The organism is Streptomyces boluensis (assembly GCF_009908195.1).
In the GTDB taxonomy this organism is placed as follows: domain Bacteria; phylum Actinomycetota; class Actinomycetes; order Streptomycetales; family Streptomycetaceae; genus Streptomyces; species Streptomyces boluensis.
Genome location: NZ_JAAAHS010000056.1, coordinates 1 through 14,425 on the forward strand (window position 1 = coordinate 1; position 14,425 = coordinate 14,425).

Below are 14,425 nucleotides of genomic sequence, written 5' to 3' on the forward strand. Positions count from 1 at the left end.
GTGGGGCCGGCGGGGAGGAGCGGCCCGGGACGGGGGAGGAGTGGCCCGGGATTGGGGAGGAGGTCAGTTCCGGCCGCGGATCTGGCGGACCACCGCGGACGCGTCCAAATGGCCCTCGGCCGAGGCGAGTTCGGCGAACACCGCATCCGCGCGACCCGAGACGGGCAGGTCGACCCTGGCCTCGGCGGCGGCGGTCAGCGCGAGCCGGAGGTCCTTGCTCATCAACGCGGCGGCGAAGTTGGCGCGGTAGCCGTTGTCGGCTGCCGAGCCCTCGACGAGGCCGGGCCAGGGGCAGAAGTTGCGCAGCGCCCAGCTGTCGCCGGACGAGGTGCTGACGATGTCGTAGAGGCTGCGCGCGTCCAGGCCGAGGCGGTCGGCGAGTACGAAGGCCTCGGCGACGGCCGTCAACGTGGTCCCGAACAGCATGTTGTTGCAGATCTTGGCGGCCTGTCCCGCGCCGGCGGCGCCGGTGTGGACGATGTTCGCCCCCATCGCCTCCAGATACGGACGGGCCAGCGCGAAGGCGTCCGGCGTGCCGCCGACCATGAAGGTGAGGGTGCCGGCCCTGGCCTTGGCGACTCCTCCGGAAACCGGGGCGTCCACCACGGGCAGCTCGGCCGCGGTCAGCGACGCGTGGACGGCGCGTGCGCTCTGGATGTCGATGGTCGACGAATCGATGAGGAGAGTGTCGGGTGCGACGTGTGCGAGCACGCCGTCCGCGCCGAGGACGACCTCCTGCACATGCCGCCCGGTCGGCAGCATCGTGACGACCACCTCGGCCTTCGCGGCGACATCCGCCACGGAGCCGGCGATGGCGACGCCCGCCTCGCGTGCGGTGACGACGGCGTCGGCGGAGAGGTCGAAGCCGTACACCTCGTGCCCGGCGGCCACGAGGTTGGCGGCCATGGGGCCGCCCATGTTGCCGAGACCGATGAATCCGAGGGTCGTCATCGCGCTACCTCCTGGAGTCGTGGAGTTCGTGTTGGCGTCCAAGTTCGACCCTGCACACCTGCACGAGCAAGAGGCACTTGGGCACAGGTACTGTGCAGATATGCACAGTTACGGAAAGGTCAACCTCGACGACCTGCGCTATTTCCTGGCACTCGCCCGCCACGGGCGCATGGTCGCGGCCGGGGAACGACTCGGCGTCGAACACACCACGGTCTCCCGCCGGGTGGCCACCCTGGAGAAGGCCGTCGGCCACCGACTCTTCGAGCGCACGCGCACGGGCTGGACCATGACCGAAGCCGGCCGACGACTGCTGCCGCATGCCGAGCGGATCGAGGCGGAGGCGGTCCTCGCCTTCACCGACGCGGACGACGAGAGCCGCCCGGTATCGGGACTCGTGCGCCTCATCGCCACGGACGCGGCGGGCTCGGTGCTCGTCACGCCCGCACTCGCCCCGCTGCACGCCCGGCACCCGGGCATCGACCTGGAACTGGTCACGACCAGCGTGCTCATCAGCCACCACACCGGCCAGTTCGACGTGGCTATCACGCTGCACCGGCCGGAACTGCCCCGGCTGCACGCACAGCCGCTCGGCGAGTACGCGCTACGGCTGTACGCGTCCCCCGACTATCTGCGGCAGCGGGCGCCGATCCGTACCCCCGACGACCTCGCCGAACACCAGATGGTCTGGTACATCGAGTCTCTGCTCGACCTGCCCGAGCTGCGGGTCTTCCACCAGGTGTCCGAGACGGCCGCATTCGCCTTCCGCAGCAGCAGCGTGTTCGCCCAGCTGGAGGCGGTCGCCGCGGGGATGGGCGTCGGCCTGCTGCCGGCCTTCTTCGCCGAGCGCGACCCCCGGGTCGTACCGGTCCTCGCCGCGGAGCTGGAGGTGCGGCGCACGTTCTGGATGATCGTGCCGTCCACGCTGCGCAACGTGGAGCGCGTACGGATCGTGTGCGAGCACCTGAAGGCCTGGTTCGAGGATCAGCAGGACGTGCTGCGCCCCCGCTGAATGTTCCCTCTCTATCCGGAGGTACTGGGCTCTCCGCTTCGCACTCAGCATGAGCGCATGAAAGACATGCTGACCACCGGTCTCAACGAGGACCAACTCGCCATCGTCGAGACCACTCTCGACTTCGCGCAGGAGCACCTCGCCCCCCAGGCCGACGCCTGGGACCAGCAGAAGCACTTCCCCGTCGACGTGCTGCGCAAGGCTGCCGAACTGGGCCTCGGCGGGGTGTACGTGGGAGAGGACTGGGGTGGCTCCGGTCTCACCCGCTCCGACGGCGTCCTGGTCTTCGAAGCGCTCGCCGTCGGCTGCCCCACCATCGCGGGCTACCTCTCCATCCACAACATGGTCGCCTGGATGATCGACCGCTTCGGCGACGACATCCAGCGCGCCCGCTGGCTGCCCGGCCTGTGCTCGACGGACACGCTCGGCAGCTACTGCCTGACCGAGCCCGGCGCGGGCTCCGACGCCGCCGCGCTGCGCACCCGGGCCGAACGGGACGGCGACCACTACGTCCTGACGGGCGTGAAGCAGTTCATCTCCGGTGCCGGCGTCTCCGACGTCTACATCGTCATGGCCCGCACCGGCGACGACGGCGCCCGCGGCATCTCCGCCTTCGTCGTCCAGAGCGACGATGCCGGCCTTTCGTTCGGCCCCAACGAGAAAAAGATGGGCTGGAACGCCCAGCCCACCCGCCAGGTGATCCTGGACGGCGTCCGCGTTCCCGCCGACCGCAGGCTCGGGGCCGAGGGCGACGGCTTTCGCATCGCCATGAAGGGGCTCAACGGCGGCCGTCTCGGCATCGCCGCCTGCTCCCTGGGCGGAGCCCAGAGCGCCCTCGACCGCAGCCGCGCGTACCTCACCGACCGCGAGGCCTTCGGCGCCCCGCTGATCGAGTCCTCCGCGCTCCAGTTCCGCCTCGCCGACATGGCCACCGAACTCGCCGCCGCCCGCGCCCTGGTCCGTCAGGCGGCAGCGGCCCTCGACCGCGAGGACCCCCAGGCCCCCCACTTGTGCGCCATGGCCAAGCGGTTCGCCACCGACACCGGATTCTCCGTCGCCGACGACGCCCTTCAACTGCACGGCGGATACGGCTACTTGAGCGAGTACGGCATCGAGAAGATCGTCCGTGACCTCCGTGTCCACCAGATCCTCGAAGGATCCAACGAGATCATGCGGCTCATCGTCGCCCGCGGCCTGATCGGAGCCGGCCGATGACCCACGCTGCGTCCCCGGCGTCTCCCCGGATCTGCGACGACTCCGTCCTGGTGGAGGTCCGTGGCCGGGCCGGCCACCTCACCCTCAACCGGCCCAAGGCCCTCAACGCCCTGAACCACATCATGGCGCGCCGCATCGACGACGCCCTGACCGAGTGGGAACACGACCCCCGGATCGACTCCGTTGTCATCAGCGGCGCGGGCGAGCGAGGGCTGTGCGCGGGCGGCGACATCCGCTCCATCCACGACGACGCCCGCAGCGGGGGCATGGCCTCGGCCGAATTCTGGTACGACGAGTACCGGCTCAACGCCCGGATCGCCCGCTACCCCAAGCCGTACGTCGCCCTCATGGACGGGATCGTCATGGGCGGCGGAGTCGGGATCTCCGCCCACGGCAGCGTGCGCGTGGCCACCGAACGCTCCCGGATCGCGATGCCGGAGACCGGCATCGGCTTCGTCCCCGACGTCGGCGGCACCTGGTTGCTCTCCCGGGCCCCCGGGGAACTCGGCACCCACCTGGCCCTCACCGGCGCCCCCGTCGGAGCGGCCGATGCCCGACTCTGCGGCCTCGTCGACCACTTCGTACCGTCGAGCCGGCTCCCGGCCGTGCTCGACGCGCTCGCCGACACCACCGCGAACGAGGCCGTCGGCCTGTACGCCACCGAGCCACCGACCGGTGAACTGGCCGACCAGCGCGACTGGATCGACTCCTGCTACTCGGCCGACACCGTGGAGGAGATCGTCCGAAGGCTCCTCGACACCGGGGTGGCGGCCGCCAAGGAGGCCGCCGGGACGATCTTCACCAAGTCGCCGACAGCACTCAAGGTCACCCTCGCCGCCCTGCGCAGCGCCCGCGAACTCGGGTCTCTGGAACGGGTCCTGGAGCAGGAGTACCGCATCGCGTGCACCGCGCTGTCCTCCCCGGACCTCGTGGAGGGCATCCGCGCCCAGGTCGTCGACAAGGATCGCGACCCCCGGTGGTCCCCGCCCACCCTCGCCGAGGTGACGGACGCCGACGTGGCGCGCTTCTTCGCGCCGCTGGGCAGGCGCGAACTCTCCTTCGCCCCCGACGAAACCGCAGAAGAACTCGGAGAGCAGCCATGACAGACACCGCCGCCGCGTCGACGCCGTACGAGACCGTCCTCGTCGAACGCAAGGGCAGGACCGCCCTGCTCACGCTCAACCGGCCGAAGGCGCTCAACGCCCTCAACCTCCAGGTCATGGAGGAGGTCGTGGCCGCCACCGAGGAGCTGGACCGCGACCTGGAGGTCGGCTGCATCGTGCTCACCGGCTCCACCAAGGCCTTCGCCGCCGGCGCCGACATCAAGGAGATGCACCCCCAGGACTACATGGACATGTACCTCACCGACTGGTTCACGGCCTGGGACCGGCTCGGGCGGCTCCGTACCCCGACGGTCGCGGCGGTCTCCGGGTACGCCCTGGGCGGCGGCTGCGAACTCGCCATGCTCTGCGACATCCTGCTCGCCGCGGACACGGCTGTCTTCGGCCAGCCCGAGATCAAGCTCGGCGTGATTCCCGGCATCGGCGGATCCCAGCGCCTGACGCGTGCCGTGGGCAAGGCGAAGGCCATGGAACTGTGCCTGACCGGCCGCACCATGGACGCGGCCGAGGCCGAGCGGGCCGGCCTGGTCTCCCGCGTCGTCCCCGCCGACGAGCTGCTTGCCGAGGCCCTCGCGGTCGCCGAGACCGTGGCGGGGATGTCGAAGCCCGTCGCCATGATGGCCAAGGAAGCCGTCGACCGCGCTTTCGAGACGACCCTCGCCGAGGGTGTGCGTTTTGAACGCCGTCTGTTCCACGCGGTGTTCGCCACTGCCGACCAGAAGGAAGGCATGGCCGCCTTCGTGGAGAAGCGCCCTCCCAACTTCACGCACCGCTGAAAGGAACAGCACCACCATGAAGATCGTTGTCTGTGTGAAGTACGTGCCCGACGCCACCGGCGACCGGAAGTTCGCCGACGACCTGACGGTCGACCGCGACGACGTCGACGGCCTGCTCTCCGAACTGGACGAGTACGCGGTCGAGCAGGCGCTGCGGATCGCCGAAGAGGCGGACGAGACCGAGGTCACCGCCTTGACCGTCGGCCCGGAGGACGCCAAGGACGCCCTGCGCAAGGCCCTTTCGATGGGCGCCGACAAGGCGATACACGTCGAGGACGACGGCCTGCACGGCACCGATGTCATCGGCACCTCCCTGGTCCTCGCGAAGGCGATCGCCAAGGCCGGCTACGACCTGGTCATCTCCGGGATGGCGTCGACGGACGGTGCGATGGGCGTGGTTCCGGCGCTGCTTGCCGAGCGACTGGGTGTCCCGCAGGCCACCCTGCTGTCCGAGGTCGGCGTGGAGGGCGGACTTGTGACCGGCCGCCGCGACGGCGACGCAGCCTCCGAGCGGCTGGAGGCGCGGCTCCCGGCCGTGGTCTCCGTGACGGACCAGTCCGGCGAGGCCCGTTACCCGTCCTTCAAGGGCATCATGGCCGCCAAGAAGAAGCCGGTGGAGACCTGGGACCTGTCGGACCTCGACATCGAGGCCGGCAGCGTCGGCCTGGAGCACGCCTGGACCGCGGTCGACTCGGCCGCTGACCGTCCGGCCCGTACGGCAGGCACCGTTGTCACGGACGAAGGCGAGGGCGGCAGGCAGCTCGCCGCGTTCCTCGCGGGCCAGAAGTTCATCTGATCTCCCAGGAGTTGAGTCCCCATGCCTGAAATCCTCGTCTACGTCGACCACGTCGACGGAGCCGTCCGCAAACCCACCCTGGAACTGCTGACCCTGGCCCGTGGCATCGGCGAGCCGGTCGCCGTGGCACTGGGCGACGGCGCCGCCGACACCGCCGCCACACTGGCCGAGCACGGGGCGACCCGGGTACTGGTGCACGAGGCGCCCGAGTACGCCGCGTATCTGGTGGTGCCCAAGGTCGACGCCCTGCACGCCGCGTACGAGGCGATCTCCCCGGCTGCCGTACTCGTCCCGTCCTCCGCGGAGGGCAAGGAGATCGCCGCCCGTACGGCACTGCGCATCGGTTCGGGCGTCATCACGGACGCCGTCGACGTGGCGGCCGGCGGTTCCGGTCCGGTGGCCGAGCAGTCCGCGTTCGCCGCCTCGTACACCACCACGTCCCGTGTCACCCGGGGCACCCCGGTCATCACCGTCAAGCCGAACAGCGCGGCGGTCGAGCCCGCACCGGCCGCCGGTGCCGTCGAAGCCCTCGACGTGACCTTCTCCGCGCAGGCCACCGGCACCAAGGTCATCGCCCGCACCCCCCGGGAGTCGACCGGCCGCCCGGAGCTGACCGAGGCCGCGATCGTGGTCGCCGGCGGCCGTGGCACGGTCGGCGACTTCACCGCCGTGGAAGCCCTGGCCGACGAACTCGGCGCGGCCGTCGGTGCCTCCCGCGCCGCCGTCGACGCCGGCTGGTACCCGCACTCCCACCAGGTCGGCCAGACCGGCAAGTCGGTCTCGCCGCAGCTGTACGTCGCGGCGGGCATCTCCGGCGCGGTCCAGCACCGCGCGGGCATGCAGACGTCGCAGACGATCGTGGCCGTCAACAAGGACCCTGAGGCCCCGATCTTCGACCTCGCCGACTTCGGCGTCGTCGGCGACCTCTTCGACGTCGTCCCGCAACTCACCAAGGAGATCGACGCCCGCAAGGGCTGATCCGTGGTGACCCGCAGGTCCGGTGTCCAGCGAGGTGCTCGACACCGGGCCTTGGCCGGCGGCCGAAGACCGCCGGAATCCTGGTACTCCTGGCGCCACCAGCTGCCGGTACTTGCGGCGGCGGGAGCCAGCAAGGCCGGGACGCTGCGTGACCGCTTTCCCCCCGTGGCCGGCTGCCCGCCTGGCTCAGTGAGAGGGACCTCGACGTCCACGCCGCGGAGTTCGAACGCACCGGCGTGACCGGAGCGCTCAACCGCTACCGGAACATGGACCGTGACTGGGAGGACCTCGCCGCCTTCGACGGCGAGGTCCTCACTCAGCCGTCCCTGTTCGCCGGAGGCAGCCTGGACGCTTCCACGGCCTGGCCGGCCGACGCGATCACGGCGTACCCGGTGACGCTGCCGGGCCTGACCGCCTCGCACGTCCTCAACGGCTGCCCTGGCCGGGGTGCGGTGCACCGCACCCCGGCCAGGGTTCCGGCTCAGCCCTTGAGGTCGGGGAAGTCCGCCTCCCAGTACTCGTGCGGGCGGCGCTGCTCGTCGCGTTGCTGCTCCTGGCCGCGCAGTTCGACGCGGCGGATCTTGCCGGAGATGGTCTTGGGCAGGTCTGCGAACTCCAGGCGGCGGATGCGCTTGTAGGCGCTGAGCCGGTCGCGGGTGAACCGCAGGATGTCGCGGGCGAGTTCAGGGCTCGGCTCGTGGCCGCCGGCGAGGATCACGAACGCCTTGGGGACGGCGAGCCGCACCGGGTCCGGCGAGGGCACGACGGCGGCCTCGGCGACCGCGGGATGCTCGATGAGGACGCTCTCCAGCTCGAACGGGGAGATCCGGTAGTCGCTGGCCTTGAACACGTCGTCGGCGCGGCCCACGTAGGTGACGTAGCCGTCGGCGTCCTGCGAGGCGACGTCCCCGGTGCGGTAGAAGCCGCCGCGCATGGCCTCGTCGGTGCGCTCCTCGTCGTCGCGGTAGCCGCGCATCAGACCGGCCGGGCGGCGGGCCAGGTCGAGGCCGATCTCGCCCTCACCGGCCGGATTGCCCTCTGGGTCGAGGAGCGCGATGTGGTAGCCGGGCAGCGGCCTGCCCATCGACCCGGACTTGAGGGGCTGGCCGGGGGTGTTGCCGATCTGGGCGGTGGTCTCGGTCTGTCCGAAGCCGTCACGGATGGTGAGACCCCAGGCCTTGCGGACCTGGTCGATGACCTCCGGGTTGAGGGGCTCCCCGGCGCCGACCAGCTCGCGCAGCTTGACGTCGTACTTCTCCAGGTCCGCCTGGATGAGCATGCGCCACACCGTGGGCGGGGCGCACATGGTCGTGACCTCGCAGCGGACGAGCACGTCGAGCAGCTGGGCGGCGTCGAAGCGGCCGTAGTTGAACACCAGCACCGTGGCCTCGGCGTTCCAGGGCGCGAACAGGTTGCTCCAGGCGTGCTTCGCCCAGCCCGGGGAGGAGATGTTCAGATGCACGTCGCCGGGCTGGAGGCCGATCCAGTACATGGTGGACAGGTGCCCGATCGGGTACGAGGTGTGGCTGTGCTCGACGAGCTTCGGCTTGGAGGTCGTCCCCGAGGTGAAGTACAGCAGCATCGGGTCGTCCGCCGGGGTCTCGCCGTCCGGCGTGAAGTCCTCCGAGGCCGTGTCGACCGCTGCGTACGGCATCCAGCCCTCGGGCGTGCCCGCTCCCACGGCGACCCGAAGCCCGGCCCCCGCGAGGCCCGCGAACCGCTCGGTGACGTCCTCGGCGGCGATCACGGCACGTACCTGGCCGCGGTCCAGACGGTCGGCCAGATCGTCGGGGCTGAGCAGCAGGGTGGCCGGGATGACCACGACGCCGAGCTTGATCGCGCCGAGCATGACCTCCCACAGCTCGGGGACGTTGCCCAGCATGACCAGCGCCCGGTCGCCGCGCCGCAGGCCGAGGGCCTTCAGGTGGTTGGCGACCTGGTTCGAGCGGCGGGACAACTCCGCGAACGTACGCGTCTGCTCACCGCCGGCCTCGTCCACGACCCACAGGGCGCGCCGGGAGTTGCCCTCGGCGATCCTGTCGAAATAGTCCAGGGCCCAGTTGAACGCCGTCGGGCGCGGCCACTCGAACTCGCGGCGGGCGGCGTCGTAGTCGACCCGGTGGCGCAGCAACACCTCGCGGGCGGAAAGGAAGTCGTCGACCGAGGCCATGGCCCATCTCCTTGATATTTCGATAACGTCACCCTCATATTTCATCCCCCTGGCCGGTTTCGGTTCCTCCAGGTGGAGAGGAGAGTTCATCAACGTGGTTCACGTTCCCCCAGGACAAGCAGTGCGGCTGCTCGTCGTCGACGACCATCCGGTGGTCTGCGACGGAGTCCGCTCGCTTGTCCGTGACGCCCCCGATCTGGAGGTCGTCGGCTCGGCCCGCACGGCCCGCGAGGGCATCGAGTTGGCCGGCGCCCTCCATCCGGATGTCGCCCTGCTCGACCTCAGGCTCCCCGACATGCTGGGCAGCGAGGCGCTGCCGCGCATACTCGCCGTCTCGCCGGCCACCCGTGTCGTGATCTTCACCGCGTTCGAGGACCACGCGGCCCTCGACGCGGCCATGTCGGCCGGCGCCCACGGCTGTCTGCTCAAGGACGTCACCCACACGGATCTCGTCGAGCAGCTGCGCCGCATCGCCGCGGGAGTGCGGGTGATCGACCCGCGTCTGAAGGAGTCGGGCGGGGCGATGCTCCAGGCTCGCCTGTACCAACTGTCGCTGAGCCGCCGTGAGTACGAGGTCGTCCGCCTCGCCGCGACCGGCAAGACCAACCCCGAGATCGCCGAGGATCTGGGTCTGGCCCGCAACACGGTCAAGACCTACCTGCAGACGGCCATGCAGAAGCTCGGCGCCCGCAATCGGGTGGAGGCGGTGCGGCGGGCCAGGGAGGAGCATCTGCTCTGACCGGGCGCGGGCCGGTGGGCCGGCGGACGGCGGCGTCGCGGGGTACGGGCGCGGCCGTGCCGCCGGTGTCCGGCGGCCGTCAGGAGACCGTCGGCCGCGGGAGTGGGACATCGCACCGCAGGGTCGTGCCGTCCTCCTCCTGTACCAGCCGCAGCGAACCGCCGAGCCGCTCCACCCGGGTGCGCAGAGCGGGCAGCCCCGCGCCGGTGCCCCGCGCTGCCGGGCCGTCGTCGGCGGCCGCGCAACGATCCGTCGCCTGACCATCCGGTCCCGGCTGACCCACCCCGTCGTCCATGACAGCGACGCTCACCCGGTCGTCGTAGGCGGCGAGCGTGACCGCCACTGACCGGGCCCGCGCGTGCTTCTCCACGTTGAGCAGCGCCTCGCCCACCGCGCGGACAAGGACCGCCCGGCGCTCGGGGTCGAGCTCCGGTGTACGCCCGACCGGGACGAAGCTCGCGGGGGCACCCGTACGCAGCTCGAAGCTCCGTACGGAGTCCGCGACATCGGCCGCCAGGCGGCCGGGGTCGTGGTCGGAACGGGTGTCGCGCAGCCGGGAGACGGACTCGCGCAGCGTGCTGCCCGCCAGTGACAGCTGGTGCTCGATCATGGCCAGCCGCTGGGTCACGAACGGTGTCTCGTGCGCCTCGGTCTGCAGCCGGCGCAGCGAGGAACCGATGCCGAACAGCATCGCGCCCACACTGTCGTGCAGGGACTCGGCGATGCGTCGCCGCTCCGCGGCCACCGAGGTGTCGGCGAGCGTCGCCGCGCCGTCCGCCACGTCCACGGCGAGGGTCGCGAGATGGGAGAGCCGCCCCAATGCGTCGACGGTCCTGTCGCTGATCTCCGTCGCATTGCGCATCGCCCCGTAGATCACGCCCCGTGCCGCTCCGCTGCCGATCGGCAGGCCGACCATGCCGGTGACGCGCTCCCGGCTGACCTGGGAGTCGAAGTCGTGGGTGATCCGGTCGGAGCGGCAGTAGTCGCCGACGACAACCGGGCGGCCGACGGCGGCCACTCGTCCGCCCACCCCTAGGCCCAGGGGGACGGGAAGGTCGTGGAGGGCGTCGTGCTGCGTTCCCGCCCAGATGCGTAGCACCAGGTCACGGTCCTCGACGAGCCCCGCGAGGGCGATGTCGAAGCCGTGCTCATGACGTATGCGGTCGGCGAGGGCGCGCAGCACGGCATGCGTGTCGAGGAGGCTGAGTCGCTGTTCGCGCTCCGTGTCCAGACGCAGCAGCAGGTCCAGGCCCTCCAGGACCTCCTGCTCGCGCTCGCTGTGACCGCTCATGGGGGAGCCCTTCTCGTGTGGGCATGGTAGGCGCGGGTGCGCCTGGCAGGCCAGAGGAGTGCCGCTACGGCTCTGTGGCCACATTCGCGTGGCGGGCGTCACAACACCACCTCCAGACGGAGAGGGGCCCTCGTCGGACGAATGCCGGCTGTCACGGCGTGCGCCGACCTCGTGGCCGTCGGCCGGTACGGGGTCAAGCGCTCCGGTGTACGAGCCGGGCGGTCGGCCCTCATCGCAGGTGCGGGGCCGGTCGGCATCGGGGTGTGGTCCGCTCTGCGGGCGCACGGTGGACCCCGCGTTCGACCGAACTCGCGGCTGTCGTCGCGGAGTTGAGTGGCTTTTGGCTCCAAAAACGGCTCCCGGCCCACGGAAACGCGCTCTGGTGTCCGCCGTCGCCGAGACCGGGTGTGGCCGGTGCCCCGACGGCCACACCCGGTCTCGGCGACCTCGGCCTGTGGGCTCCCCTCTCCTACCGGTCGCTGCCCAGCACCCGCCCGAATCCCGGCGGCACCACCACGTCGTCGGGTGTGAGGTCGTGGACGGACTCCCGGCCGAGGGCCAGCAGGGCCGAGTCGATTCCGCCGCGCAGGACGTCGAGTACGTTCTCCACTCCCGCCTGACCACCGGCGGCCAGGCCCCACAGGTAGGCGCGGCCGATCAGGACCGCTTTCGCGCCCAGAGCGAGGGCCTTGACCACGTCGCCACCGCGGCGGATCCCGCCGTCGAGCAGGACCTCGATGTCCTCGCCCACCGCCTCCGCCACGGCAGGCAGGGCCCGGATCGGGGCCGGGGTCCCGTCGAGGTTGTTGCCGCCGTGGTTGGACACGGAGATCGCGGTGACGCCGGCGTCGACGGCGCGGCGGGCGTCATCCACCCGGCACACGCCCTTGAGCAGGAAGGGGCCGTCCCACTGCGCGCGCAGCCAGGCCACGTCCTCCCAGGAGGGCGGCGGGGTCTGCATCCACTGCCCGTACGCCCCGAAGAACGTCGGCGCCCGCTCCCCGGATTCGGCGAGGTTGGGGGCGGTCAGATCGGGGAGGCGCCGTGACTTCGCGAAGTCCATGAGCCAGGCCGGGCGGGTGAGTGCCTCGGGGGCGAACCGTGCCATCGCCTTGAGGTCGAGGCGTTCGGGGATCCATGGGCTGCCCCAGTCCCTGCCGTGTGAGAAGGACCAGTCGAGGGTGACGATCAGGCCCTTGGCGCCGGCCGCGCGGGCGTGCTCCAACCGCCGGAGCATCGCGTCCCGTTCGCCCATCCAGTACATCTGGAAGAAGGTCTGCGGGTTGGCCGCCACGACCTCCTCCAGTGGCTTGCTCGCGAAGGAGCTGAGGCCGATGGCCGTGCCCCGGGCAGCCGCGGCGCGCGCGACGGCCACCTCGCCGTCGGGGTGCACGGCCTGCACTCCGGTCGGGGAGATGAGCACGGGCAGGGCGACCTGCTGCCCCATGACCGTGGTCGCCAGATCGCGCTTGGCCGACAGACCCGCCACGTGCGGCGCGAAGCCCAACTCGGCGAACGCCGCGGTGTTGTCGTCGTACGACACGCCTCGCTCGGAGCCCGCGAGGAGCGCGCTGTAGACGGACTTGGGCAGTCTCTTGCGCGCCCTGCGCTGAGCCTCGGCCACTGTCTCGAACCATCCGCCGCCACTCATGACCGTTCTCCTTCGCCGTCGGTCGTGCTCGTCGTGCCCGTCGTGGCTGCTGTGCCCGCCGTTCCCGCCATTCCCGCCAGGGGGCTCTCGTCGCAGAGGCGGTCCGGGCGGGCGGTGCGCACCGCGGGCATGCCCAGGGAGACCGTCCGGTGCGAGTGGTCGCCGCTGGGGCGGGGGGTCGCCGTCGGATCCACCGCGGTGAGGGCGGCGGCGCCGTGGCCCTTGACGCACTCCGGGTCGGGGCCGTCAAGGGGCAGGCCGGTGAAGAACTTCGCGGCCATGCAACCGCCCTGGCACACGTCGTAGGCGGAGCAGCTCGCACAGGCGCCGCCGGTGGACGGCCGGCGCAGGTCGGCGAAGAGGTCGGAGTGCTGCCACACGTCCTGGAAGCCGCCCGCCGCGCGCACGTTGCCCGCCTTGAACGCGTCATGGATGGCGAACGGGCAGGCGTACACGTCGCCGACCGGGTCGATCAGGCACACCACCCGTCCTGCCCCGCACAGATTGAGTCCGGGGATGGGCTGCGACCCCAGGGCGTTGAGGTGGAAGAAGGAGTCGCCGGTCAGGACGCGGTCGCCGTGTGCGACCAGCCACGTGTAGAGCTCGCGCTGCTGGGCGTCGGTGGGGTGCAGTTCGTCCCACACGTCCGCGCCGCGCCCCGACGGCCGCAGCCGGGTGATGCGCAGCTGGGCACCGAAGCGGTCGGCGATCGCGGCGAAGTCGTCGAGCTGGGACACATTCTGACGGGTCATCACCACAGAGATCTTGAATTCCCCGAACCCGGCGGCGGCGAGGTTCTCCATGGCGCGCATCGCCATGTCGTAGGAACCGCGGCCGCGCACCGCGTCGTTGACCTCGCGGGTCGCGCCGTCAAGGGAGATCTGTACGTCGACGTAGTCGGTGGCGGCGAGCCGCCGGGCGCGGTCGGGGGTCAGGCGCAGTCCGTTGGTGGAGAACTTGACGCCCACCTGGTGGGCGACCGCGTAGTCGAGCAGTTCCCAGAAGTCGGGGCGCACGGTTGGTTCGCCGCCGCCGACGTTGACGTAGAACACCTGCATACGCTGGAGCTCGTCGATCACCGATTTCATCTCGGCGGTGGAGAGTTCGAGGGGGTCGCGCCGCCCGGACGAGGACAGGCAGTGGGCGCAGGACAGGTTGCAGGCGTAGGTCCACTCCCAGGTGAGACAGATCGGGGCGGCGAGGCCCCCTTTGAACTGCTCGACGAGGGCGGGCACGCGTTCGGCCTGGGTCGTCATGGCTGCACTCCGGTTCCGCCGCGCCAGGGGATGATCATGTCGGTGGCGGCCAGCGAGGCAAGGGCGCGCCGGCAGGCCTCTCGTCGTTCCTCGGGTACGTGGGTCAGGGCGGCCCCCGCCGTGGGGTGGCGGCCCAAGTCCCGTACCAGTTCCACGAGTTCGGGGGCCTTCAGGAACGTCAGGCGGCGGTTGCCGAAGTGGTAGGCGAGCGCGCCGAAGGATTCGGGGCGCAGGGCGACGGCGGGGTTGAGCCGATAGGGCTCCGCCGTGTCGAAGTCCGCGGTCATCGCCATCGCCTTAGTAGACGCCGCACATGCCGTCGATGGAGACCTCCTCGACGAGGAGCTCCTCCTCGACCGGATCCGGCTCGACGGCGCTGTCTGCCGCGCTGTCCTGGGGGGTTCGGGACTGCTCGTCGGTGGCGGTGGTGTGCTGCATGGGGTCCTCCCGGGTGGGGCGGCTGTCGCCGGGG

14 protein-coding genes and 1 pseudogene are annotated in these 14,425 nt (G+C 71.1%); 8 read left to right on the plus strand and 7 right to left on the minus strand.

All coding sequences use genetic code 11. The annotated features are described in order from the left end of the window. Positions 1 to 63: 63 nt before the first annotated feature. A complete protein-coding gene (gene mmsB, locus GUY60_RS10510) occupies positions 64 to 951 on the minus strand; it encodes a 3-hydroxyisobutyrate dehydrogenase (protein ID WP_161696232.1) in 888 nt (295 codons plus the stop codon). 100 nt (positions 952 to 1,051) lie between these two features. On the opposite strand from mmsB, the gene GUY60_RS10515 reads away from it, so the two are divergent. The 7 genes and pseudogenes from GUY60_RS10515 to GUY60_RS38885 form a co-directional block, all read left to right on the plus strand. Beyond that, positions 1,052 to 1,960, plus strand: coding sequence for a LysR family transcriptional regulator (locus GUY60_RS10515; RefSeq protein WP_161696234.1), 909 nt, complete (start codon positions 1,052 to 1,054; stop codon positions 1,958 to 1,960). Positions 1,961 to 2,026: 66 nt separating this feature from the next. Next, the gene (locus tag GUY60_RS10520; RefSeq protein ID WP_161696272.1) at positions 2,027 to 3,175 is read left to right on the plus strand and encodes an acyl-CoA dehydrogenase family protein; all 1,149 of its coding nucleotides are present in this window, start codon (positions 2,027 to 2,029) and stop codon (positions 3,173 to 3,175) included. After that, complete coding sequence (locus GUY60_RS10525; protein ID WP_161696236.1) at positions 3,172 to 4,278, plus strand: enoyl-CoA hydratase/isomerase family protein; 1,107 nt, start codon at positions 3,172 to 3,174, stop codon at positions 4,276 to 4,278. The genes GUY60_RS10520 and GUY60_RS10525 overlap by 4 nt, the downstream gene beginning before the upstream one ends. Beyond that, positions 4,275 to 5,072: an enoyl-CoA hydratase gene (locus GUY60_RS10530; protein ID WP_161696238.1), complete on the plus strand. Its 798-nt coding sequence runs from the start codon at positions 4,275 to 4,277 to the stop codon at positions 5,070 to 5,072. Before GUY60_RS10525 ends, GUY60_RS10530 begins: the two co-directional genes overlap by 4 nt. Before the next feature lie 16 nt (positions 5,073 to 5,088). Continuing rightward, positions 5,089 to 5,868: an electron transfer flavoprotein subunit beta/FixA family protein gene (locus GUY60_RS10535; RefSeq protein WP_161696240.1), complete on the plus strand. Its 780-nt coding sequence runs from the start codon at positions 5,089 to 5,091 to the stop codon at positions 5,866 to 5,868. A 21-nt stretch (positions 5,869 to 5,889) separates the two neighbouring features. Further along, on the plus strand, positions 5,890 to 6,846 hold the full coding sequence (locus GUY60_RS10540) for an electron transfer flavoprotein subunit alpha/FixB family protein (protein WP_161696241.1): 957 nt from the start codon (positions 5,890 to 5,892) through the stop codon (positions 6,844 to 6,846). 138 nt (positions 6,847 to 6,984) lie between these two features. Next, positions 6,985 to 7,283: pseudogene (locus GUY60_RS38885) on the plus strand (alpha/beta hydrolase); the annotation flags it as partial. Positions 7,284 to 7,327: 44 nt separating this feature from the next. On the opposite strand, the gene GUY60_RS10550 reads toward GUY60_RS38885, so the two are convergent. Next, a complete protein-coding gene (locus GUY60_RS10550; RefSeq protein ID WP_161696242.1) occupies positions 7,328 to 9,016 on the minus strand; it encodes an AMP-binding protein in 1,689 nt (562 codons plus the stop codon). 94 nt (positions 9,017 to 9,110) lie between these two features. Here GUY60_RS10550 and GUY60_RS10555 point away from each other — a divergent pair, with 94 nt between their 5' ends. Further along, the gene (locus tag GUY60_RS10555; RefSeq protein ID WP_223178676.1) at positions 9,111 to 9,755 is read left to right on the plus strand and encodes a response regulator; all 645 of its coding nucleotides are present in this window, start codon (positions 9,111 to 9,113) and stop codon (positions 9,753 to 9,755) included. A gap of 79 nt (positions 9,756 to 9,834) precedes the next feature. Here the strand turns inward: GUY60_RS10555 and GUY60_RS10560 are convergent, their stop codons facing one another. From GUY60_RS10560 to mftA, 5 genes are all read right to left on the minus strand, one after another. Further along, a complete protein-coding gene (locus GUY60_RS10560; protein WP_161696246.1) occupies positions 9,835 to 11,046 on the minus strand; it encodes a GAF domain-containing sensor histidine kinase in 1,212 nt (403 codons plus the stop codon). Between the two features lie 469 nt (positions 11,047 to 11,515). Then, on the minus strand, positions 11,516 to 12,697 hold the full coding sequence (mftD, locus tag GUY60_RS10565) for a pre-mycofactocin synthase MftD (RefSeq protein ID WP_161696248.1): 1,182 nt from the start codon (positions 12,695 to 12,697) through the stop codon (positions 11,516 to 11,518). After that, a complete protein-coding gene (mftC, locus tag GUY60_RS10570; RefSeq protein WP_161696250.1) occupies positions 12,694 to 13,953 on the minus strand; it encodes a mycofactocin radical SAM maturase in 1,260 nt (419 codons plus the stop codon). Before mftC ends, mftD begins: the two co-directional genes overlap by 4 nt. Continuing rightward, entirely contained in the window at positions 13,950 to 14,246 is a 297-nt protein-coding gene (gene mftB, locus GUY60_RS10575; protein WP_246234661.1) for a mycofactocin biosynthesis chaperone MftB, read from the minus strand. The genes mftC and mftB overlap by 4 nt, the downstream gene beginning before the upstream one ends. A gap of 4 nt (positions 14,247 to 14,250) precedes the next feature. Next, positions 14,251 to 14,391 (minus strand): mycofactocin precursor MftA, encoded by a 141-nt coding sequence (gene mftA / locus GUY60_RS10580; RefSeq protein WP_161696252.1) that lies wholly within the window; start codon positions 14,389 to 14,391, stop codon positions 14,251 to 14,253. Positions 14,392 to 14,425: the final 34 nt, after the last annotated feature.